Raw genomic sequence first — 22,477 nt, 5'->3', positions numbered from 1 at the left:
GACACGCGCCCCTGCTGCGTCCAACTAATAAAAACCCGCCTTAGACATAAGAAATCTTTATCCCATGAACCTGAAGTTTCTCGAGACCTTTGTCTGGGTCGCCCGACTCAAGAGTTTCCGCCTGACCGCCGACAAGCTCTTCACCACTCAGGCCTCGATTTCCAGCCGCATCGCAGTGCTTGAAAGCGAGCTGGGGGTAAAGCTGTTTCTGCGGGATTCGCGCGGCGTGAGCCTGACGCCCGAAGGCCTCAAGGTGCTCGATTACGCCGAGCAGATGATGGACACCATGCAGGCGCTCAAACAGTCGATCGAGACCCGCTCGAGCAAGGCCGGACGGGTGCGCATCGGCGTGATGGACACGGTGATCCATACCTGGCTCAGCCCGTTGGTGGCGCAGATGACCGATCACTACCCGCTGGTGGAAATCGAACTGGTGGCCGATACCTCGCTCAACCTCTGCGATCAGCTGCAAAAAGGTTTTCTCGACGTGATCCTGCAAACCGACCTGCTGCGCCAGGAAAGCGTGCGCAGCCTGGAACTGGCCAGCCACCCCATGGGCTGGATTGTCGCCAGCAACTCGATCTACAACCGCAATTACACGAACGTCGCCGAACTGGCACGTGAGCGGATTATCACTTATTCGAAAAACTCCCATCCGCATCAGGAAGTTCTGGCGCTGATGCAGGCCAATGGCGTCATGACACCGCGACTGAACTGCGTGAATTCGGTGTCGGCCATCACCCGTTTGTTGCGCGACGGCTTCGGCATCGGCGCATTGCCACCGGTGCTGGTGGCCGAGGAACTGGAGCGGGGGGAATTGACCTTGCTGGCCATCGACCAACGCCCGCCCAACCTGCAAGTGGTGGTGTCATGGCGGGTCGGCGCGGAGTGGGTCGAGGAGATTGTGACGTTGTGCCAGCACGTGGTGGAGCAGTATGCGCGGAAGGTGGGTGACGACTACATCACTCTGGCTGACTGATGACGTCCTGTGGCGAGGGGGCTTGCCCCCGATCGGCTGCGCCGCAGTCGTAAATCTGATAAACGCAGTACACCTGAAAAAATGGGGTATCTGGTTTTGGGGCTGCTGCGCAACCCAACGGGGGCAAGCCCCCTCGCCACAGGGACCGCGCAGTATTACAAACCGCGCAAATCCCGTTCTTCGATCGGCCGGCTCTGGCGCAGACGCTTGCCGCCCAGCACCACCCAGTCGATCAGTCGGAACAGGCACTCGATCCCTAACGACAGCAGTAAGGCGCCGCTCATGCCCCAGACCATCGCTTCGGGCGTCAACAGGATCTGGTAGCTGTAGCCATTCCAGGTTTCCTTGCGGATATCCGGATCGGCGGCCAGCACCACTTGCAGGAAGCGGATGTACCACGGGCCCTGCATCGCCTGGAATTGCTTGTCCAGCGCCACCTGACGGGTCAGCAGGTTGCCCAGGCTGTCGGCGTCGCTGCGAAAGATCGGGTCTTCGCTGGCGCGGTAATGCGCGACCAGAGCCTGCATGTCACCCTTGAAGAACTGATTGGCGGTGTTCTGGAAGCCGCTCAGACTGGTCTGCGCCTCGATCAGGTGCGCCTCGACCCGTTTGGCGTAATCGCTGATGAAGCCCGGCACCTGGACACCGATCAACAGGCCCGCCGCAAACAACACCAGCCGTAGATAACTGAGCAACATGCAAGGAGTCCTTATTCGGTCTGGCCCTGGCTGACACATTCGCCGCGTCGCCACAGGCTCCATTGACCCGGTTCGTAACGGGTCCAGGTTTCGTTTTCGGTCAGGGGTTCGGTGGCGATGACGGTCACCACATCGTTAGGCGTGGTTTCGGCCTGAAAGTCGACGATCACGTCGACATCTTTCAAGCGCGCCGGGCCAAACGGTGCACGACGGGTGATTTGCGCCAGCTTGGTCGAGCAATAGCAGAACAGCCAGTCACCGTCGCTGAGCAGGCAGTTGAACACGCCTTTGCTGCGGTATTCGGCGCACGCTGCCACCAGGTCAGGCAGCAGCTCTTCGACCTCGACCGGCTCGGGGAACGCCGCACGCACACGGTTGAGCAAATCGCAAAACGCTGCTTCGCTGTCGGTATCACCGACCGGGCGATAGAAACTGGCCACTGGCTGGAAGTCCGCCAACTGGCCGTTATGGGCGAAACACCAGTTGCGCCCCCACAGCTCACGGACGAACGGATGCGTGTTGGATAGGGAGACCTTGCCGACGTTGGCCTGGCGGATGTGCCCGATCACCACTTCGCTCTTGATCGGATAGCGCTGCACCAGGTTCGCGACCTCCGACTCGCAGCTCGCCGCCGGGTCCTGGAACAGCCGCAGTCCACGGCCTTCATAGAAGGCAATGCCCCAGCCATCGCGGTGCGGGCCGGTGCGTCCGCCGCGCTGCATCAGCCCGGTGAAGCTGAACACGATATCGGTCGGGACATTGGCGCTCATGCCCAATAACTCACACATGCTCGGACTCTCGCTCAATCGCAGGGGCAAGGTTACAGACGGGGTTCGACTCGCATCCGCTGAGGAGTGCTCGGCACGGGCGGACGACCATAACGATCATCGCCGGCACCGCCGAACGGTTGATCGTCCTCGGGCTCGTCGGCACGGACGGCGGCTTTGGCGGCGGCAGCCTGCTCCCTGCGGGCATTGGAGGCGCGCTCGATGGGGAAACGGATCGCCACCAGCACCAGATAGAGGCCGAACGCGATCATGCCGTACATGAACAGATCGGAAATCGCCCGCCAGGCGTTGTTGCCGACCTTGAACAGCAGGTCGAGCGCGGTAATGGCGAGAGCCGGTGCGATTTTGTCCTTGACCGGGTCGATGATGGTCGGGCTGAACAGCAGCACGACCATCGCCAGCCGTAGCGGCTCACGCAGCCAACGCCACATCCAGCGGGTCAAGCGCATCCACACCAACAGGCAGCCCAAAGCGGCGAAGGCGTAGAGGCCCCAAGCGATCAGATAGTCGTTCTCGGTCATGGTGTCCATGGCAAGGCAGGCAAAGAGGCGCTTATGATAACGGCTTTTCGCCCATCAGGCTGCATCAATGCCTTCGGTCAAGACATAGAACCCTGTGGGAGCGAGCTTGCTCGCGATGGCGGACTGACAGTCAACATTGATGTTGGATGTACTGGCCTCATCGCGAGCAAGCTCGCTCCCACAGGTTCCAAACCTATTCCGTACACTGTTCGAGAGCCCTTCATGCCCCAATCCGCCAACATTCACGACGCTCCGATTGCCCACAAGGCTGAAGGCTCCGACCCGTATGCCTGGCTGCAAGAGCGCGACACCGAGGCAGTGCTCGACTACCTGAAAGCCGAAAACAGCTATCAGCAAGCGCAAACCGCCGACCAGGCCGCATTGCGCGAAACCCTGTTCCAAGAGATCAAGGGGCGGATTCTCGAGACAGATCTATCCCTGCCCTCGCCGTGGGGCCCCTATCTGTATTACACCCGCACCACGGCAGGCGATGAGTACGCCAGGCACTACCGCTGCCCGCGTCCGGCCGATGACAGCCTGACCCTCGACGAAAGCCGAGAACAACTACTGCTGGACCCCAACGAACTGGCCAAGGGTGGTTTCTTTTCGCTCGGGGCGTTCAGCATCAGCCCGGACCACCAGCGTCTGGCCTACAGCATCGACTCCAGCGGCGAGGAGATTTACACGCTGTTCGTGAAAGAATTGTCCGACGGCCGTGTCAGCGAGCTGGAATTCCAGGACTGCGACGGCAGCATGACCTGGGCCAACGATAGCCTGACGCTATTCTTTGGCGAACTGGATGACACCCATCGTCCGCACAAGCTGTATCGCTATCGACTGGACGGCACGGCGGCCGAAGAAGTGTTCCATGAGCCGGACGGGCGCTTCTTCATGCATTGCTACCGTTCAAGCTCCGAGCAGCAATTGCTGCTGTCCGTGGGCAGCAAGACCACCAGCGAAGCCTGGGTGCTTGACGCCAACCAACCGCAGCACGCCTTTGCCTGCATCGCGCCACGGGTCGAGGAGCATGAGTACGACGTCGATCACGGCGTACTCGACGGTCAATGGACCTGGTTCATTCGCAGCAACCGTGACGGCATCAATTTCGCCTTGTACACGGCCGTCGATACCGGCGCCGCGCCCACCGAAGCCGACTGGCAGAACCTGATCCCCCACAGCGACACGGTGATGATCGACGGCATCAGCCTTAACACCGGGGCCATGACCCTGAGCCTGCGGGTTGGCGGCTTGCCGGTCATTGAAGTTCACCCACAAAGCCTGGCGCCTTATCGTGTGCAACTGCCGGATGCGGCCTACAGCCTGCATGTGCAAAACAGCCTGGAGTTCGAAAGCAACCGGATTCGCCTGCGCTACGAAGCGTTGAACCGTCCGGCACAAATCCGCCAGCTTGAACTGGCGACCGGCGAGCAGAAAGTCCTCAAGCAAACCCCGGTGCTCGGCCCGTTCGATGCCGACGCCTACGTCAGCCAACGCCTGTGGGCCAGTGCGCCGGACGGCACGCAAGTGCCCATCAGCCTGGTGATCAAGCGCGCAGACCTGGGCAAACCCGTGCCGCTGTACCTCTACGGCTATGGTGCCTACGGCGAAAGCCTCGACCCATGGTTTTCCCACGCGCGCCTGAGTCTGCTGGATCGCGGCATGGCGTTTGCCATTGCCCACGTGCGTGGCGGCGGCGAACTGGGGGAAGCCTGGTATCGCGCCGGCAAGCAGGAGCACAAGCACAACACCTTCAGCGACTTTATCGCCTGCGCCGAACACCTGATCGCCCAAGGCTTCACCACTGCACCGCAGTTGGCTATCAGTGGCGGCAGCGCCGGTGGCTTGCTGATCGGCGCGGTGCTCAACCAACGGCCGGAGCTGTTTGGCGCCGCCATCGCCGAAGTGCCGTTCGTCGACGTACTCAACACCATGCTCGACCCTGATCTGCCATTGACCGTGACGGAGTACGACGAGTGGGGCAACCCTGAAGAGCCGGACGTCCATGATCGGATCAAGGCCTACGCCCCGTATGAAAATGTCACCGCGCAAGCTTATCCGGCAACCCTGGTGATCGCCGGCTACAACGACAGCCGCGTGCAGTATTGGGAAGCAGCCAAGTGGGTGGCGAAATTGCGCGCGACCAAGACCGACAGCAATCCCCTGCTGCTCAAGACTGAATTGGGTGCCGGGCATGGCGGAATGAGCGGTCGATATCAGGGATTGCGTGACGTAGCACTCGAATATGCATTTTTGTTCAAGGTTTTGGGCATGGCCTGAGGAACCCGGGCCGATGAACCGGTCTTAATTCCACACACTGGTAGCCGATACAACACCAGTACCCTGTGGGAGAGAGCTTGCTCGCGATGGCGTCAGCACATTCAACATTACCGTTGCCTGTGAAGCCGCAATCGCGAGCAAGCTCGCTCCCACAAGGGGTTTTCGGTGACTTCAAATTCGAGCCAGTAACAGACACAACAATAAAGACCGTGACGACATGTCTGAACCAACCTTTCTGAACAACGAAATTCGCGACTGGCTGATGGATTGCGGCCTGTTCAATCAACTGCAGCCAGCCGACTTCGCCGCGGCTTCGGGCTACTTCAGTATCAGCACCATTGCCCAAGGCGAAGAGATCTTCCAGGAGGGCGATGCCGGCAGTTTCATGTGCATCATCCATACCGGTCAGGTGGCGGTGCAGAAAACCAACGCTGACGGGCAGCGAGTCACCATCGCCACGTTGCGCAGCGGCCGCTCGTTCGGTGAAATGGCCGTGCTCGACGGCGAACGGCGCTCGGCCAGTTGCGTGGCCGCAAGCAACTGCCAGTTGCTCAACCTGGGCAAGGACTCGCTGGAAAAGATGCTCAACGACGCACCGAAAATCGCCGCCAAGATCATCCGCGCCCTCGCCGTTTCCCTTTCCAAACGACTGCGCATGGCCGACGGTCAACTGCTTTCGCAGCAGGTCTAGCCGCCCGGCGATTTGGTTTTCGGCGGATTGGGCTCCAGGCCCGGTATCGGCTGGTCCTTGATCGGCGGGCTGGGCATTTCAATCGGCACCAACGGCGGACCGCTACTGCCGGGGCCGACTTTAGGCAAAGGCGCCGGGCTGATTTGCGGGTACGGCGTGGGCGTCGCGGTGCCGGGCGAACCGGGTATCGGCGCGGGGCTGACGGGAATCGATTGCAGCTGTTGCGCCTGCACTGCAGTTATCGAGAGCGCGGCCAGGGCAATGACCGTTAGAATGGTGCGCTTCATCAATGGCTCCGTTGGCCTTGTCGTCATAAACAGGCTACTCCCAACTGCGTCTGTTTGCCCTCCCGAGTTCTGCCAATTTTCTTCAAGTGAGCCCCATGAAACGTTTCGTTCTGCTGGACACCACCCCCATCCCTGAAAACGGCGGCGCCCTGTGCCTGTTCGAATACGGCGAGGATTTTGTCATCAAGATCCAGGGCGGCGACGGCGGACAATTGATGAACACGCGCATGCACGGCTCCGAAGATGCCCTGGCCGAGATCCCGTGTCGCAAGGTCGCCGGCCGACCGGGTTCACGGGTGCTCATCGGCGGCCTGGGCATGGGTTTCACCCTCGCTTCGGCGCTCAGGCACCTGGGCAAGACTGCCGAAGTGGTGGTCGCTGAATTAGTGCCTGGCGTTGTGGAGTGGAATCGCGGGCCACTCGGCGAGAAAGCCGGAAACCCGCTTCAAGACCCGCGGACCGTGATTCGCATGGAAGACGTGGCCAAAGTCCTGCAGTCCGAGCCCCAGGGTTTCGATGCCATCATGCTCGACGTCGACAACGGGCCCGAAGGCCTGACCCAGAAAGCCAACAGCTGGCTCTACTCCGCCGCAGGCCTCAGTGCCTGCGCCAAGGCCCTGAGACCAAAAGGCGTGTTGGCCGTCTGGTCGGCCAGCGCTGACCGGCAGTTTTCCGACAAACTGAAGAAGGCGGGTTTCAAGGCCGAGGAAGTGCAGGTCTTCGCCCACGGCAACAAGGGCACCCGCCACACCATCTGGATTGCCGAGAAGCTCAAGGGCTAGGCTAAACTTCACCCTATAACCGTCATTAGTCTTTCTACAAAGGTGAACCCATGAGTTCGTCCACCCCGACCAACACCTCGAAGCTGGATCGCATCCTCGCCGACAACCAGCGCGACAAGGAAATGGGCTACCGCGACAAGGCCCTCAAGATGTACCCGCACGTCTGTGGCCGCTGCGCCCGTGAGTTCTCCGGCAAGCGCCTGAGCGAACTGACCGTGCACCACCGCGACCACAACCACGACAACAACCCGCAGGACGGCTCTAACTGGGAGTTGTTGTGCCTGTACTGCCACGATAACGAACACTCGCGGTATACCGACCAGCAGTATTTCGACGAAGGCTCGCTGAGCACGCCGAAAATCGCCAAGGCTACGCACAACCCGTTTGCGGCGTTGGCGGGGTTGATGAAGAAAGAAGACTGAAGATTTTCAGCGCCTGATCCGGCCTCATCGCGAGCAAGCTCGCTCCTACAGTTGATTTTGTGAACGACACAGATCAAATGTGGGAGCGAGCTTGCCCGCGATGGCAATAGCCCTGCCACCGCCAATCTCCAAACTGACCGCTGCCGCCCAATCCCCGTATAATCCCGCTTTTTTCCCGAAAGGCACCCCGCTCGTGGCAGACAAACGGTACAGCTGCATTGGTTTGTATAACCCCAAATCACCGGAGAACGTCGGTTCGGTGATGCGCGCCGCTGGCTGTTATGGCGTGGCGTCGGTGTTCTACACCGGCAAGCGCTATGAGCGCGCCGCCGACTTCGTCACCGATACCAAGCGCGTGCACTACGACATCCCGCTGATCGGCATCGACGACCTGAAGAAAATCCTGCCCCTCAATTGTGTGCCCGTCGCCGTGGAACTGGTCGAGGGCGCCCGCCCGTTGCCGGAATACACCCACCCGGATCGCGCGCTCTACATCTTCGGCCCGGAAGACGGATCGCTGGATAAAGAGATTCGCGACTGGTGCGAAGACGTGGTCTACATTCCGACCACCGGTTGCATGAACCTGGCCGCCACGGTCAACGTCGTGCTCTACGACCGCATGTCCAAGGGGCTCAATACCCGCTCCGGACCAAAATTCCGCTGAATCGCCACACATCCGATTGAACGAGCTGCCCGCCCAGGCTGTCAGTTTGACTATCGATCACTGAAGCCTGGAGACAGACCATGAGCGAACTCAAACCCGTCGAGCGTATCGAATCCACCCCGTTCCAGAGCCCTTCCGAGCAAAACGTGCAGGGCTGGGAACGCATTGGCTCCCTGGCCGGCGGCGTGGTGATGGTGGGCAAGGGACTGCGGCGTGGCGGGATCTTTGGCCTGATCCAGGTGGCCATCGGCGGCGTGGCCCTGGCGCGTGGAATTACCGGCCACAGCTCGGCGAAAAGCCTGCTGGAGAAAAGCCGTCAGGACATGAACAACGTGCGGGCGAAAATTCAGCGGGCGGGTGAAGAGTTGAAGACGCTGAAGACGCTGAAGGCCAATGCCGAGGCGGCGACCAAAACCGCAACCGTTACCGGCAATGATTCCTTGAAGTCGCCGAAAGCCGGGGTTTGAATCGGGATTTGCGCTGAAGCCACTGGCCTCATCGCGAGCAAGCTCGCTCCCACAGGGTTATGTGGCGCTCACAACATTTGTGTTCACCCCCAATCACTGTGGGAGCGAGCTTGCTCGCGATGACGGACTCACTGAAGTAAACCGGTATCAAGGACTTTGGAAGAGTCGCCAATAACACTCTCCGACAGCTGCACAAAGTCCTTGGTATCAACGTTATCCAGCCGCATCGCCCCGCGCAGCACATCATCGAGCGAACGCTTGTTGTGGGTTTTCAGGCGAATCTCGCGGTCCAGTTCCTGCAGCAACACCACTGCCCTGGCCACCTGCGTCGAGCTGATCCGCTCACCGCGCAGCGTGGTGACTTTCTGGCTGATCTTGACCAATTTGCGATGCAGGCTCTCGTAGCGCTCATCGCTCATGCCGCCAGCCCGACGCACCAGTTCGATGGCGTAATACTCAGCAAAGCCCTCACTGATCCAGTCACTGCGCCGGGTGCCTTTGACGCGCCCGAACACCTGGGCCAACTCACGGACCAAGGCACTGGTGCCGCTTTCGCTGACCACCGGCAGACGACTGTTGAGGTAGATCGACTCGTGCGCCGATTGGCTGCCGCGCCACATTGGATCATTAGCCCCGACGATCAGCAGTTTGCCCGGGTGTCGCGGATACAGCGCCTGCACTTGCGGCCAGACGAAGGTCAGCAGCGTCAGCACATCCATACGGCGCATGCCCTGCCCCAGCGGCGAGGCGACTGTGACTTCGGTCTCGCCCAGACGAGTGCGGCGACTGCCGAGCTCACCTGCGAGCATCCAGCCGGTAGGCCGGTCGAACAGTCGGGAAGGGTTATCGATACGGAATTTATTCGGGCCGATTCGTGGCCAAGCGGTTTCAACGCTTTTCCAGCCACCGGGCAGCTCGAACTCAAGACGTGAAACCAGTTCGATGCCGTCCTGTTGATCGAGTCTGGCAGCCGGCACCAGATTGTCGCCGCGCATCAACGCCCAGCTTGGCGTCATGCGCGTGTCGAAGCTGCCGCTCTTGCGCCCGTGGCTGATACTCACGCGGTAGGTCAGGCTGGCCTTGTCCGCAGCCGGACGCCAGACACCGCGCGCCGCTTTGCCGGGGGTCAGTTGCCATTGGCCGTCAGCCTTGAAATCGCTGTAGTGGCTGCCGTCGCCAAGGTCGAAATCCAGGCTGCGTACCGCCGAGCCCTGGGCGAGCGTCAGGCGCACTTCGGCCTGATCGCTCTGCGGCAACAGGCGCACGTGGTAATCCAGATTGACCTTGTTCGCAGCCCATGCCGGCGAATTCACGGCCAGTAATCCAAGGATCCACGCCTGCCGCCATCCCACAGCCATACACACTCCTTCGTGAAACGTTGAACCTCAGCCAATCAGCCTGCGCGGAAAATCAGATGATCTTCCCAATCATCTTCCGGTACGCTGCCTTCGGCGAGCATGCGCCCGGACTGGGAAATCCGCTCGTGATGAACGGCATCGCGATCACCGCACACCAAGTGATGCCACAACGGCAGGTCCTTGCCTTCGCTAACCAGGCGATAGCCACAGGTCGGTGGCAGCCATTTGAATTCGTCGGCTTTGCCCGGTGTGAGCTGGATACAGTCCGGCACCGAGTCACGGCGGTTGGGATAGTCCGTGCACTGGCAGGTTTTCAGGTCCAGCAACTTGCAGGCGATGCGCGTGTAATAGACGCTGTTGTCGTCTTCGTCTTCAAGCTTTTGCAGGCAGCACAATCCACAGCCGTCGCACAGCGACTCCCATTCCTCCTGATCGAGTTGATCAAGGGTCTTGCGTATCCAGAACGGTTCTACTTTGGCGGCCATGGTTCGAGTATCGACATCAGGTGGTGAAAAGGCCGCCAGTCTAGTGCCCGCAGCTCCGCGGGCCAAGCATTGGCGACTGCCGGTACGCCGGGCTTGTCAGTTTTTGCGCTGCCAAGTAGGGTTTTGTGTTGCTCCCACTTTCAAACGTAGCCAGGAATCTCTTGATGAGTGCCAACCCACGCGTTGCCGATTACGCCATTCACCCTCAGTTCACCGATCGCTGGTCGCCCCGCGCCTTCACTGGCGAAACGATTCCGGAGGAAACCCTGCTGAGCTTCTTCGAAGCCGCCCGCTGGGCACCCTCGGCCTACAACTCGCAACCCTGGCGCTTTCTCTACGCACGTCGCGACACGCCGAACTGGGAGCGTTACCTGGGCCTGCTGAACGAATTCAACCGCAGCTGGGCGCAACATGCTTCGGCCTTGGTGATCGTGATTTCGAAAACCACCTTCGCCGTGCCTGGCGCCGCCGAAGAAACCCCGGCCCTGTGGCACACCTTCGACACCGGTTCCGCCTGGGGCCACCTGGCCTTGCAAGCGAGCCTGAGCGGCTGGCACACCCACGGCATGGCCGGCTTCGACCAGGAGCTGACCCGCAAGGCGCTGAACATTCCTGAAGGCTACGCCCTGCACGCCGCCGTCGCGGTGGGCAAGCTGGGGGACAAGGCGAGCCTGGCGGAATATCTGCAAGCCCGTGAAGAACCCAGCCCGCGTCGTCCGTTGAGCGAACTGGCGGCCGAAGGTGACTTCACCCTCTGAGCCATACTGAAAATCCCTGTGGGAGCGAGCTTGCTCGCGATAGCGGTAGGACAGTCAATATTGATGTTGAATGTACCAGCCTCATCGCGAGCAAGCTCGCTCCCACAGTTTTTGAGGGTGTGTTCAATACCCGCGATCGAAATCCACTTCCCCGCGCAACGCCTCTCCCGCCTCATAAGCCCGCAGGTTCTCGACAAACAGCTTCACCATCATCGAAGGCGAAGTCGGGGCCGAGCTGTGGCCGGTCAGCAGCAGGCCCCAGGCCGTCCAGAACGGATGACGCTGGGGCAAGGGTTCCTGACGGCACACATCGATCACTGCACCCGCCAGATGCCCTTCCTTCAAGGCATCCACCAGATCCGCATCAACCACCGCCACTCCGCGCCCGGCGTTGATGAACAACCCGGTCGGCTTGAATTGCTTGAACAGCGCCGCGTCGTAGACATCGTGGGTGTCCGGCGTGTTCGGCAACAGATTGACCACGTAATCGACTTCACCGACCAGCCGCGGCAAATCCGCCATCGAACCAACTTCGATAAACGGTGCCTGCTCCCGTGCGCTGCTGGCAACGCCATACAGTTCGACGCCAAACGGCACGAGGAACTGCGCGACACTTTGACCGATATCACCGGTGCCGACGATCAACACCCTGCGCCCCGCCAGGCTCTGGACCTGGCGACTGTCCCACTTGCGCTCGACCTGGCTGACCAGTCGCGCCAGCACTTCACGCTCGTGACCGAGCATGTACGTGAGCACGTACTCGGCCATGACCTGGCCAAAGATTCCGACTGCACGGGTCAGCCGATAGTGCCGCGGCAAGCCATCGGCCAGCAGCGGCGTGATGCCGGCCCAGGTCGATTGCAGCCATTGCGGTTGATGACCCTGGCGTAACAGGGTCGCCAGCAAATCAGGCTGGCCGAGCCACACCGGGCAATCGGCGGCCTGGCTGGCCAGTTCGGCGGAATCACCGCTGGTCAGTACCTCCAGGTCCGGTGCCGCCTCGCGCAACAGTTGGGCGTACACGGGGTGGTCGTGTTCAGCAATCAGGACGCGCATGCTTCAAACCTTTCAAAAACAGTGCAGACGGCCGCCGACAGAGCAGTGCTCCGTCGATGCTGCCATCGCTAAAATCAATCAGTGTTTCATAACCACTCTGAACAGAGTCTGTCTGCCGCTCACATCGGATCGTTGCGACGCAACAATTCTTCCGGCAAGTGCTCGATGTACTCGTCTTCGGCAGGCGGCATTTGCAGGTGATAACCCTGTTTCTCGAGGTTTTCCAGCACGACCGTGATGTCCTCGCGCGACAGCTTGCGCTCGGGGCTCAGCACCAGGTCGAACGCGTGGATGGCCTTGCCGAAGGCTGCCATCAGGGTATCCGGCACGCGCTCCAGAGCATCGCTCTTGAGCACATACAGGTACATTTCGTTTCTTTTCGAGCTGCGGTAGATGGAGCAAATACGTTTCAAGGCTGTTCTCCGGCGGTGGCCAGGCTGTCGAGCAGCGCCTGGCCCATCAATTCGCGGCGCCAGCCACGCAGCGAATCAGGCAATTGGTAGGGACCATTGGGGAAGCCGCTCTTGAGCAGCGCTTCCAGGGTTTTCTTGCGCAGCATCAGTTCCGGCGCGATGTTCAGGCGCTCGGCTTCGGCCTGGCCTATGGCCTTCATTTGTTTGAGCAGCGCAGCAGCATCCACCGGCAACGGCTCCGGCACGGCTGGCGGCCATTGATCAGGCGACACACTGCCAGAGCGCTTGATCAGATCAAGCAGAAACTCGCCGTCCTGACGCACGGTACGTGGGTGCATGTCTTCGATTTTCGCCAGGGCGCCGAGGTTATCCGGTTGCGTACGCGCCAGCGGCCACAACGAATGCTCGCGGATGATCCGGTTGCGCGGCAGGTCGCGCGCCCGGGCTTCCTTTTCACGCCAGGCGCAGAGCTCACGCAAAACGGCGAGTTGGGCGCGAGACAGCTTCCAGGCCAGCTTGGCATCGCGATAGACCTCGTACGGGTCGATCTCGCGGCGCAGGTTGGCCACCAGCTCGGCGCCATCCTCCAGGACCCAGGCGTATTTCTCGTTGGAAAGCTTTGGACGCAGTTTTACGAAAACTTCAGCCAAATGCACGGCATCTTCGGCGGCATAGCTGATCTGGGTTTCGGAAAGCGGGCGTTGCAGCCAGTCGGAACGGGTTTCCCCCTTGGGCAGGTCGATGCCGAGCACTTCCTGCACCAGCCGCGAATAGCCCATGGAAAAACCAAGGTTCAGATAAGCGGCAGCCAGTTGCGTATCGAACAGCGGCGCCGGCAGGCTGCCGGTCAGGCGTAGCAGGACTTCGAGGTCTTCGCTGCACGCGTGGACAACTTTGACCACCGCAGGGTTTTCCAGCAAAGCGGCCAATGGCTGCCAGTTGTCGATGGTCAGCGGGTCGATCAGATAGGCGCGAACGCCATCACCGATCTGCAGCAGGCCGGCGATTGGGTAGAAGGTGTCGACCCGCATGAATTCGGTGTCGAGGGCAACGAATGGCAACTGTTGCCACTCGGCACACAACCGTCCGAGGCTATCGTTGTCGCGAATCCAGTGAATATCGATGGCCACACGGCTCTCCCTTGAAGAATGGCGCGCAGTATATATCGCCCCCGGCGATTTCCGCGCATCCACTGAACAAGAGCATTAGCGAAAATTACTGCGTGACATAAAGAATAGTCCTACAAAGCCGAGCTAGCTGGTCTTACCCAGCACCTGGAACCGTCGCGAGAATCACCGTGTTCGGCCAACACCTGTCAAAAACCAGGTCGACGGCCGCTGCGTGAAAAAGAGTCAGAGGAGATCATTCCTTGGCCAACACGCCGTCTGTCACTGGACGACGACATCCGGCAAACATGTCCAGATCCTGGTGGTAGACCTTGCTGTCGACCTCCAGCAGCCCAAGCATCGAATGGAACAGGTTGTCCTGGCTGAGGGACTTTTCACGGCTCTGTTGCAAGCAGCGGGTATCTAGCGCAAACGACTTTTTATAGCTGTCGGAAAACCAGGCAAACATGGCGACATGCTTTTGCTGCTCCGGTGCCAGCATGTAGGGAGTGCCGTGGAGGAACAAGTTGTATTCACCCAGGGACTCGCCGTGATCCGACAGATACAGCATCGCGGTATCCACTTTGTCCTGGTTGCTGCGCAGCAGATCGATCAAGGTCGACAGTACATGGTCGGTATAGACCAGGGTGTTGTCGTAGCCATTGACGATACTTTCGCGGCTGCAATTGTTCAGGGCATTACTCTCGCAAACCGGGGTGAAGCGCTCGAACTCTTTCGGATAACGCTTGAAGTACTCAGGACCGTGGCTGCCCATCTGGTGCAATACCAATACCGTATCCTTGTCCAGGGTATCGATGAAATGCTGCAGCCCTTGCAGCAGGATTTCATCGCGGCATTCACTGTTGGCGCACAGCGCCGGGTCCTTCAGATTGCTGACGTCCTGAAGGGTGACGCGATCGCACGTACCTTTGCAGCCTGACTGGTTGTCACGCCAGATCACGTCGATACCCGCATGCTTGAGCACGTCCAACAGGCCTTCTTCGTTCTTTGCCTTGCCGGCGTTGTAGTCCTTGCGCCCCATGTTGGAGAACATGCAAGGCACCGATACGGCGGTTTCAGTACCGCAGGAGTGCACATCGGTGAAAGCGATCAGGCCATCTTCCTTACTCAGCTTCGGAGTGGTGTCGCGGCTATAGCCAAGGATGCCGAAGTTCTCCGCCCGGGCACTTTCACCCACGACAAGTACCGTCAGGGATTTGCGCCCGTGAGTTTGCCAGGCTGGATTGCGCCGGGCATCTTCACCGAGCTTCACAAAAGGTTGATGTGCAGACGCAACCTGCTCGCGCAAGAAGCCAGCCGAGGCACCAATGTAGTTACTTGGCACCACCATCAGGCGTAACTCGTGGTGATTGCGAAACAACGAAGACAGGCCTTGATAGTTAACCAGTGCAACTCCACCAATGACTGCTGCCGAGGCAAAAGTCACCAAAACTTTACTGAGCAGTTCACGGTGCCAACGACGATAATTAATCGGTGTCTTCCACAACAGCCAGGACGGCAAAACGCCGAGCAGTAAAATATAAACAAACAACTTGAGCGACAGTAAGTCACGCACTTCCGTTGCATTGGTCTCGGCGAAGTTACGCAACATGCCGGTATCGATCAAAACACCATACTGGCTCATGAAATACACCACGCCCGCGCTGGTCATGAACAGCAGGGTCAGGAGCGGCTTGAGCACCGGCCGGAATGCCAGCAGGGTCAGCACAATGTTGAAGGCCGCGAAGATCATCACCCCGAAGGCCGCGCGCATGACGATGCCTTTGCCATCGGATGCGGTGATTTCGAACAGGTGTTGCCAAAGTACGTAATTGAAGCCGACTAACAAAAACGTGCTGGCAATCAGTGTCACCCATTCAGGGCGCACGGCTTTAATCTTAAGCATGATATTTGGCGGATCCTGAAAGTAAGTATCTTCGGCAAATGTGAAAATTTCATTTACCAAGACAGCTGTAATTTTAGGTAGCCAACAATCAATTTTTTGTGAAAAATAAGCCAACAATTAGTTGGCTTATTAAGTCCGCCTGACACTTTCAGACTATTTGAGAATGGTTCAGCCCCGATTCAGATTCGACTCAGGCCTGATGCAAATACCAGCGCCAGTCCTGTTCACCGACCTCCCCCATGAATTGACGATACTCAGCGCGTTTCACCGCCAGGTAGACGCCGAGGAATTCACCGCCGAAGGCTTCCCTGGCCCAACTCGAACCTTCCAGTGATCGCAAGGTGGTCAGCCAGTCTGTCGGCAACAGTTTCGTGGCCTGGGCGTAGCCATTGCCTTCCACCGGCGCACCAGGATCGAGTTGTTCGCGGATGCCGCGATGAATACCGGCCAGAATCGCCGCAGCCGCCAGATAGGGGTTGGCATCTGCGCCACAGATTCGGTGTTCGATGTGCCGGGAATACGCCGGCCCACCAGGTACGCGCAAACTCACGGTGCGATTGTCCACGCCCCAGGTGGCCGCCAGGGGCGCATAGCTGTTGGCCTGGAATCGCCGGTAGGAGTTGGCGTTGGGGCAGAACAGCAACAGCGAATCGAGCAAGGTACTGAGCATGCCGGCGACGGCCTGCTTGAGCAGCGGCGTTCCATCCGCAGCTTCGCTGGCGAAGAGGTTGTTGCCGTCCTTGTCCGCCAGGCTCACGTGCATGTGCATCCCGGTGCCGGCAAGATCATCGAAAGGCTTGGCCATGAAACAGGCTGTCATGCCGTGCTTGTGCGCCACGCCTTTGACCAGACGCTTGTAGCGCACCGCTTCATCCATCGCCTGTAGTGCGTCGGTGCGGTGTTCGAGGGTGATCTCCACTTGCCCCGGCGCGTATTCGGAAATGGCCGTGCGCGCCGGAATCCCCTGGAGTTTGCAGGCACTGTAGAGATCGGCCAGGAACGGCTCGATCTGTTCAAGCTCGCGTAAACCATAGACCTGGGTGCCGTACGGACGCCCGCCATCGACATCCCGTGCCGGTTGCGGCCGGCCATTGCTGTCGCGTTGCTGATCCAGCAGGTAGAACTCCAATTCCGCCGCCATGACCGGGTAATAACCGTCTGCCTGCAAACCCTCGATGACTTTCGCCAGCAAATGACGGGGATCGGCAATAGTGGCGGGCATTCCCTCCGTTGGGTGCATGCTGACCTGCACGGCCGCGGTCGGTATCAGACGCCATGGCATACGCGTGAGGCTGCCGCTGATCGGGTAGGCCCGGCAGTCGATATCACCGACATCCCAGACCAGCCCGGAGTTTTCCACGTCATCACCGTTGATGCTCAGGCCGAGGATGGTGCTCGGCAATGGTCGCCCGCTTTCATACACCGCCAGCAACTCGTCACGATGCAGCAACTTGCCCCGCGGCACACCGTTGTTGTCGAGGATGAACAGCTCGAACATTTCAATATCCGGGTTCTGCTCCAGAAAGGTCAGGGCTTCTTGCCGGGTGGCAAACGAGGTCGTGGCACAACTCATGGGAACTCTCTTTTTCCGTGTCAGACGGGTACGCAAAAGCACCCGCACTTTAATCCCGCCATCAAGCGGAACAGGTAGGAACAATCAGCGGAAAAAGCAGGAATCCGGTGGGCGCGCATGGCGGCAATGCCACAGCGCCCAAAAAGCCAGTTCAGAAGGAAGTGCAGAGAGGTTTGGCGCGGTGGCAGGCGTGAATCGACGACCAAGGCTCGACGCTCGAACGCCGCGGGATGCCTTGCAGTGGATTGCGACTGGCCAACCGTCCATAGAGAGAACCGCAGAAAACAGATGACCCGCAGCGTCACACGATGGCTTAAGTCGTTAAATCAGGATTTGAAGAACCTTGGATGTCGTCTGGCTAAACATTTGGCTGTTTTGTGCTGCCTTCAGTGGGGAGAAGGCCTGTATTTGATTTCTAAATACCACCCCGGACTTTCTGATTTGCGCCCTTCGGGCCTCGCGCGCCTTAATCGCCTGCTATTCATCAAGGTCCGATCATGGAAAACACCCGAGCCACTTCCCGCCCTGCCCTCTGGCTCATGTTCAGCATTGTCCTGGTTGCCCTGAACCTGCGCCCTTCCATGGCCGCTGTCGGGCCGCTGCTCTCAGCGATTCGCGACGACATTGCGCTGAGCTTCAGCCAGGCTTCACTGCTGACAATGTTGCCGGTGACGGCCATGGGGCTGGCGATGTTTGTCGGCCTGCGCGTCAGTCAGCGATTCGGCGATCAACGCACGGTAGTCTTCTCGTTGCTGATCATCGGCGTGGCCACGCTTTCGCGGTTGTTCCTTGATTCAGCCCCGCAGTTGCTCCTCAGCGCGGTGCTGGCCGGTGTCGGGATCGCCCTGATCCAGGCCCTGATGCCAGCGTTGATCAAATCCCGCTTCAGCGACCACGTTGCGCTGTGCATGGGGCTCTACGTCACATCGATCATGGGCGGTGCGGCCATGGGTGCCTCCTTTGCGCCGCTGGTGATGGAGCGTACCGGCAGCTGGCGTATGGGCCTGGCGATCTGGGCCGTTCTCGCTGTGCTGGCATTGCTCTTCTGGCGCAGCCAAAGCGCGGGGATGCCAACACTGGATTCGAGGGCATCCGGCAAAGGTTCGTACTTTGCCAATTCCCGCGCGTGGTTACTCGCGATTTTCTTTGGCCTGGGCACTGCGTCCTACACCTGTGTTCTGGCCTGGCTGGCGCCTTACTACGTAGAAAAGGGCTGGAGCGAGCAACACGCCGGATTGCTGCTCGGTTTTCTGACCGCCATGGAAGTGCTGTCGGGTCTGTTGACGCCCGTCATCGCCAACCGCAGCCGCGACCGCCGCGTCGTGCTGATGGTATTGCTGACACTGATCATCGCCGGTTTCTGCGGACTGATTCTGAGCCCACGGCATTTGAGCCTGCTGTGGCCATGCCTGCTGGGGCTGGGCATTGGCGGCCTGTTCCCGATGAGCCTGATCGTATCGCTGGATCACCTGGACAATCCATTGCGTGCTGGCGGCCTGACCGCATTCGTGCAAGGCATCGGCTACTTGATCGCCGGCCTGTCGCCGCTGCTGGCGGGGATCATCCGCGACCAGCTCGGCAGCTTTGAATGGGCCTGGTGGTCGCTCACGGCGGTCATGGCGCTGATGATGCTGATGGTTTTGCGCTTCAACCCAAGGCACTACGCCCGCCACATCCATTGACCCGGAGCCTGCCATGAAAACCACCGTTTTCGCCGTCGCTCACGCCAGCATGCTGCTTTGGGCCTTGTTGATCGCCGCATCGTTTTCCGCGGCGGCGCAAGTCAGCCAGGCCATCGACCCGATCCTGCTGACGGGTTTACGCCTGCTGTTTTGCGCTTTGGTGTTTCTGCCGTTGTTGCTGCTCAAAGGCGATGCCGTCATGACCGCCCGCGCACTGTTTGGTCACGCGGTGCTCGGCCTGCTGCTGGCGCTGTACTTCGGTTCGCTGTTCGAAGCGTTGCGCTACACCTCGGCCGTCAACACCGGGACGATGTTCACGCTGGTGCCACTGATGACCCTGGGTTTCGAAGCCGTGCTCACACCTGACAGCCGTCTGAAACAACGGATTATGCCGATGCTGCTCGCCGCTGCCGGGGCAGTGTTGTTGATCATGAAAGGCATCGGCCCCAGCGAGTTGCCATCGCCCTATGCATTGACGGTGTACGGCATCGGTTGCTTGGCGATGGCGCTCTACGCCCCCCTCAGCCAGCGTCTGAAAGCCAATAGCCTCAAGGGACGCGGACCGGTGTCCATGACGTTCTGGAACATGCTGTTCGGTGCGCTGTTTCTGCTGGTGTTCTGTGGATTCAGTGGCGGTTGGCGTTCGGCATCATTACTAACGCTCAACGACTTCTATTGGCTGATGTACCTGGCAGTGTTCGCCACCCTGGCGACGTTCTGGCTGCTGCACCGGGCCATCGGCGTGATCGCGCCGTCCTCGGTGATTTCCTACATCTATCTGAGCACGCTGTTCATCACCTTGTTCCACTGGCTATGGGGACACCAGACGCCGCTGCCGCTGGAAATGACCGGCGCGGTGCTGGTGGGCCTCGGCATGTTCGCGCTATTGATGTCCAGCCGCCGCGCCGTGTCGGCGATGGTCCAGGGCTGACACGGCCTTGGGCGAAACGTCCTGCAAGGCATTCTCCCTGCTCGCCCATTCCGCTAGGATAATTCACCACCCTTGCACACGGTCAGCGCAAGGGACGCAGCGAGATGGAATGGATGCTGAACAGTAATTCGCTTAGAAAGCTCGACATGCAGGACCTCATGGTATTCGTCGCCGTGTATGAGCAGAACAACGTCACCGACGTATCCGAGACGCTTTGCGTCAGCCAGTCCACCGTGAGTTACTGCCTGAAAAAATTGCGCGCCAGTTTTGAGGACGAACTGTTCATCAATACTCGCACCGGCGGCATGCAGCCCACCGGCAAGGCCGGCGCGATGTACCCTCACGTGCTGAAAATCCTCGAAAGTATCAACCTGTGTCACGCCGGCTTACCCACGTTCGACCCAGGCCTGCAACCCGTGACCTTCAACATCTGCGCCCCGGAATATTTCGAGCAACTGATCCTGCCGCGCTTGTTGAAAACCTTCGACCTCGCCGATCTTCCGGTGATGGTCAATGTGTTCAAACTCCAGGCCGATATCCCTGCCCAAGCGTTGCGCGAAGGCAGCCTCGACCTGGTGATGTGCTTCGGCCCGAACTTTCATCGCAGTCACGTCGATTTCAAATCGCAGACGCTGCTCGAAGATGACCTGGTGTGTGTTTTCGACAAACGCGCCACGCCGGCAGAACCACGCTTGAGCCTGCAAACCTATGTCGAACGTCGACACGTGTTCCCGACACCCTGGACGTCCGCCACCAACATGGTCGACGGCTGGCTTGCGCAGCAGGCACAACAGCGCCATATCGTCGCACGCGCCAACAGTTACAGCGCAGCGTTGAAGCTGATTACCGGCACCGACTATGCCCTGACCCTGCCCCGACGCATTCAGCGACTGCTGGCCAGTGCAGACACCTTCAATCACTGTGAAGCGCCCGCTGGCCTGCCGGGTTTCACCCTCGACATGCAGTGGAACCTGGGTGTTGATCAGGACAGCGCCAACACCTGGCTGCGAGCGCAAGTGATCCAGGCCTGCTTCGAGCAGGAAACGGCCTGATGCTCAGTTGCTGATGGCGGTCTTGCTGTAGGAATCGCGATCGATGTCGAGAATTTCCACGCACAACTGGACTTCAACGCCGCTTGGCCACTCACACACGTCCTGCACCACCGCCAACAGGCTTTCAGACAGCTGTTTCTTGATCTGTGCGGAACGACCACTCAACAGTGCCAGTTTCACATGCACGAACGCCCGTTCAGCCAATGCAGTACCGACCTTGAACGCCTCGACCCTGATCGCACGGCTCTTGATGTCGAATTCGGCAGCAAACTGACCGGAAGCCACCAGCGTATTGTTCAACCGCATCAATGCCACTTCGGCATTCAGATCAGTCAGGTTGGCGGTGTATTCCATGTGCAGGTGAGGCATGAGTGGGTTCCTGTAAGTGGGGTGGAAAGGTCGTACATATAACACAGCGCCACCCTGTTCATTCGGGCAGCGGCAATACGGCACGCTCACTCATGAACGCCTCCAGGCGCGAACGTAACCAGCGCTCGGCAGGGTCGCTATCGACATGGCTGAGCCAGACCATGGATAGATCCAGGGTCGGTGTCTTGAAGGGAAAGGGTTCCTTGAACAGCATTCCCGATGCAGCCATCGCCGCAGCGGTGTAGTCCGGCAGACTGGCAATCAGGTCGGTGCCGGCAAGCAGGGCCGGCAATGCACTGTACTGCGGCACCGAAAGCACCACCTGGCGTGTGCGACCGATATCCGCCAGCCACTCGTCGGCATAGCCACTGACGTTGGCGGTATGGGACACCAGCACGTGCGGTCGCGCGCAATATTCATCGAGGGTCAGCGGTGTATCAGAGGCATCGGCGCGCAAAATGCTGGGCTGGATGTGTCGCAACAACTTGCGCTTGGCATTGGCCGGCAAGCCACGGGTCTGGCTGATACCTACCGTGATATCGCCGGCTGCCAGCAAGTCGGGAATCCGCCAGTAATCGACATGCTGCACCACAAACACCACGCTGGGCGCTTCCTGGCGCAGCGCTCGCAACAATGGCGGCAACAGCCCGAACTCGACATCGTCGGACAACCCGATGCGGAACGACATCGTACTGCTGGCCGGGTCAAAATCATGGGTCAGGCTCAAGGCCACGGACAAGGAATCCAGCGCCGGCGACAGGTGCCTGATGATCTCCTCGGCCCGTGCCGTTGGCTCCATGCGATGGCCAACGCGTATGAACAGCGGATCATTGAACATCGCACGCAAGCGGTTGAGCGCCGAACTGATGGTAGGCTGACCGAGAAACAGCTTCTCCGCCACCCGAGTGACATTGCGTTCGAGCATCAGCGTTTCGAATACCACCATCAGGTTGATATCCGCCTTGCGAAGTTCATTGCGATTCATCCACTGCCCCGATCCAAAAAATCTGCTGACAGTTTAGGTAGCTGGTGCGACTGCCGTCTATCCAACACAGGTCCAACAGCCTGATGCGGGCTGTCAGGGGATATTTCGCACTGAGGCCCATCGCGAGCAAGCTCGCGCCTACAGGGACGCCAAAAACAAAACCCCTACCTGCATACGCAGATAGGGGTTTCGGAATTTAATCTTGACGATGACCTACTCTCACATGG

Annotated in this window: 24 protein-coding genes; 11 read left to right on the top strand and 13 right to left on the bottom strand. The window is 59.6% G+C overall.

All coding sequences use genetic code 11. The features are described 5' to 3' along the window. Positions 1–64 precede the first annotated feature (64 nt). Positions 65–979, top strand: a complete 915-nt coding sequence (locus AC1RP7_RS18590; RefSeq protein WP_057715994.1) for a LysR family transcriptional regulator — start codon at positions 65–67, stop codon at positions 977–979. Positions 980–1,134: 155 nt separating this feature from the next. On the opposite strand, the gene AC1RP7_RS18585 is transcribed toward AC1RP7_RS18590, so the two are convergent. From AC1RP7_RS18585 to AC1RP7_RS18575, 3 genes are read right to left on the bottom strand one after another with little or no spacing between them, the layout of a single operon-like run. Continuing rightward, positions 1,135–1,677: a DUF2937 family protein gene (locus AC1RP7_RS18585; RefSeq protein WP_349737014.1), complete on the bottom strand. Its 543-nt coding sequence runs from the start codon at positions 1,675–1,677 to the stop codon at positions 1,135–1,137. Between the two features lie 11 nt (positions 1,678–1,688). After that, a complete protein-coding gene (locus AC1RP7_RS18580) occupies positions 1,689–2,465 on the bottom strand; it encodes a class II glutamine amidotransferase (RefSeq protein WP_090453698.1) in 777 nt (258 codons plus the stop codon). A 32-nt stretch (positions 2,466–2,497) separates the two neighbouring features. Further along, the gene (locus AC1RP7_RS18575) at positions 2,498–2,995 is read right to left on the bottom strand and encodes a hypothetical protein (protein WP_057715997.1); all 498 of its coding nucleotides are present in this window, start codon (positions 2,993–2,995) and stop codon (positions 2,498–2,500) included. Between the two features lie 213 nt (positions 2,996–3,208). Between AC1RP7_RS18575 and AC1RP7_RS18570 the strand changes: the two genes are divergently transcribed. Both AC1RP7_RS18570 and AC1RP7_RS18565 read left to right on the top strand, forming a co-directional pair. Further along, positions 3,209–5,263 carry a S9 family peptidase gene (locus AC1RP7_RS18570; RefSeq protein WP_493183127.1) on the top strand — a complete coding sequence of 685 codons (2,055 nt, stop codon included), beginning with the start codon at positions 3,209–3,211 and terminating at the stop codon, positions 5,261–5,263. A gap of 217 nt (positions 5,264–5,480) precedes the next feature. Continuing rightward, positions 5,481–5,954, top strand: a complete 474-nt coding sequence (locus AC1RP7_RS18565; RefSeq protein ID WP_057715999.1) for a Crp/Fnr family transcriptional regulator — start codon at positions 5,481–5,483, stop codon at positions 5,952–5,954. Here the strand turns inward: AC1RP7_RS18565 and AC1RP7_RS18560 are convergent. Next, positions 5,951–6,241 (bottom strand): hypothetical protein, encoded by a 291-nt coding sequence (locus tag AC1RP7_RS18560; protein WP_057716000.1) that lies wholly within the window; start codon positions 6,239–6,241, stop codon positions 5,951–5,953. The genes AC1RP7_RS18565 and AC1RP7_RS18560 overlap by 4 nt on opposite strands. A 95-nt stretch (positions 6,242–6,336) precedes the next feature. Between AC1RP7_RS18560 and AC1RP7_RS18555 the strand changes: the two genes are divergently transcribed. From AC1RP7_RS18555 to AC1RP7_RS18540, 4 genes are all read left to right on the top strand, one after another. Further along, complete coding sequence (locus AC1RP7_RS18555) at positions 6,337–7,023, top strand: spermidine synthase (RefSeq protein WP_493183128.1); 687 nt, start codon at positions 6,337–6,339, stop codon at positions 7,021–7,023. 50 nt (positions 7,024–7,073) lie between these two features. Beyond that, complete coding sequence (locus AC1RP7_RS18550; protein ID WP_007898702.1) at positions 7,074–7,445, top strand: YajD family HNH nuclease; 372 nt, start codon at positions 7,074–7,076, stop codon at positions 7,443–7,445. 193 nt (positions 7,446–7,638) lie between these two features. Continuing rightward, on the top strand, positions 7,639–8,109 hold the full coding sequence (locus tag AC1RP7_RS18545) for an RNA methyltransferase (RefSeq protein ID WP_007993783.1): 471 nt from the start codon (positions 7,639–7,641) through the stop codon (positions 8,107–8,109). Positions 8,110–8,189: 80 nt separating this feature from the next. After that, positions 8,190–8,576, top strand: coding sequence for a YgaP family membrane protein (locus tag AC1RP7_RS18540; RefSeq protein ID WP_493183130.1), 387 nt, complete (start codon positions 8,190–8,192; stop codon positions 8,574–8,576). A 128-nt stretch (positions 8,577–8,704) separates the two neighbouring features. Here the strand turns inward: AC1RP7_RS18540 and AC1RP7_RS18535 are convergent, their stop codons facing one another. Both AC1RP7_RS18535 and AC1RP7_RS18530 read right to left on the bottom strand, forming a co-directional pair. Continuing rightward, positions 8,705–9,934: a hypothetical protein gene (locus AC1RP7_RS18535; protein WP_493183132.1), complete on the bottom strand. Its 1,230-nt coding sequence runs from the start codon at positions 9,932–9,934 to the stop codon at positions 8,705–8,707. A gap of 35 nt (positions 9,935–9,969) precedes the next feature. After that, positions 9,970–10,419, bottom strand: coding sequence for a YcgN family cysteine cluster protein (locus AC1RP7_RS18530; protein ID WP_008015986.1), 450 nt, complete (start codon positions 10,417–10,419; stop codon positions 9,970–9,972). Between the two features lie 164 nt (positions 10,420–10,583). On the opposite strand from AC1RP7_RS18530, the gene AC1RP7_RS18525 reads away from it, so the two are divergent. Next, the gene (locus AC1RP7_RS18525) at positions 10,584–11,177 is read left to right on the top strand and encodes a nitroreductase family protein (protein ID WP_340314871.1); all 594 of its coding nucleotides are present in this window, start codon (positions 10,584–10,586) and stop codon (positions 11,175–11,177) included. Positions 11,178–11,300: 123 nt separating this feature from the next. Here the strand turns inward: AC1RP7_RS18525 and AC1RP7_RS18520 are convergent, their stop codons facing one another. The 5 genes from AC1RP7_RS18520 to AC1RP7_RS18500 all read right to left on the bottom strand — a co-directional run bounded on the left by AC1RP7_RS18520 (position 11,301) and on the right by AC1RP7_RS18500 (position 17,231). Continuing rightward, complete coding sequence (locus AC1RP7_RS18520) at positions 11,301–12,233, bottom strand: D-2-hydroxyacid dehydrogenase (RefSeq protein WP_102671295.1); 933 nt, start codon at positions 12,231–12,233, stop codon at positions 11,301–11,303. Positions 12,234–12,352: 119 nt separating this feature from the next. Then, positions 12,353–12,646 carry a YcgL domain-containing protein gene (locus AC1RP7_RS18515; protein ID WP_057716006.1) on the bottom strand — a complete coding sequence of 98 codons (294 nt, stop codon included), beginning with the start codon at positions 12,644–12,646 and terminating at the stop codon, positions 12,353–12,355. Beyond that, positions 12,643–13,776: a ribonuclease D gene (gene rnd / locus AC1RP7_RS18510; protein ID WP_057716007.1), complete on the bottom strand. Its 1,134-nt coding sequence runs from the start codon at positions 13,774–13,776 to the stop codon at positions 12,643–12,645. The genes AC1RP7_RS18515 and rnd overlap by 4 nt, the downstream gene beginning before the upstream one ends. A gap of 232 nt (positions 13,777–14,008) precedes the next feature. After that, the gene (locus AC1RP7_RS18505; protein WP_493183138.1) at positions 14,009–15,658 is read right to left on the bottom strand and encodes a phosphoethanolamine transferase; all 1,650 of its coding nucleotides are present in this window, start codon (positions 15,656–15,658) and stop codon (positions 14,009–14,011) included. A 190-nt stretch (positions 15,659–15,848) separates the two neighbouring features. After that, entirely contained in the window at positions 15,849–17,231 is a 1,383-nt protein-coding gene (locus tag AC1RP7_RS18500; protein WP_349737002.1) for a glutamine synthetase family protein, read from the bottom strand. 497 nt (positions 17,232–17,728) lie between these two features. Between AC1RP7_RS18500 and AC1RP7_RS18495 the strand changes: the two genes are divergently transcribed. From AC1RP7_RS18495 to AC1RP7_RS18485, 3 genes are all read left to right on the top strand, one after another. Next, entirely contained in the window at positions 17,729–18,913 is a 1,185-nt protein-coding gene (locus AC1RP7_RS18495; RefSeq protein ID WP_489339955.1) for a cyanate transporter, read from the top strand. 13 nt (positions 18,914–18,926) lie between these two features. Continuing rightward, entirely contained in the window at positions 18,927–19,844 is a 918-nt protein-coding gene (locus AC1RP7_RS18490) for a DMT family transporter (protein ID WP_493183134.1), read from the top strand. Positions 19,845–19,957: 113 nt separating this feature from the next. Then, entirely contained in the window at positions 19,958–20,896 is a 939-nt protein-coding gene (locus AC1RP7_RS18485) for a LysR family transcriptional regulator (RefSeq protein ID WP_493183136.1), read from the top strand. 3 nt (positions 20,897–20,899) lie between these two features. Here the strand turns inward: AC1RP7_RS18485 and AC1RP7_RS18480 are convergent, their stop codons facing one another. Both AC1RP7_RS18480 and AC1RP7_RS18475 read right to left on the bottom strand, forming a co-directional pair. Next, positions 20,900–21,265, bottom strand: coding sequence for a 5-carboxymethyl-2-hydroxymuconate Delta-isomerase (locus AC1RP7_RS18480; RefSeq protein ID WP_090453683.1), 366 nt, complete (start codon positions 21,263–21,265; stop codon positions 20,900–20,902). Between the two features lie 58 nt (positions 21,266–21,323). Next, the gene (locus tag AC1RP7_RS18475) at positions 21,324–22,250 is read right to left on the bottom strand and encodes a LysR substrate-binding domain-containing protein (protein WP_492588649.1); all 927 of its coding nucleotides are present in this window, start codon (positions 22,248–22,250) and stop codon (positions 21,324–21,326) included. Between the last annotated feature and the right edge of the window lie 227 nt (positions 22,251–22,477).

It is taken from the genome of Pseudomonas sp. GW822-FHT01E03 (assembly GCF_058802985.1).
The sequence above is the reverse complement of the archived record's forward strand: the minus strand, read 5'-3'. Positions and strand labels throughout refer to the sequence as shown.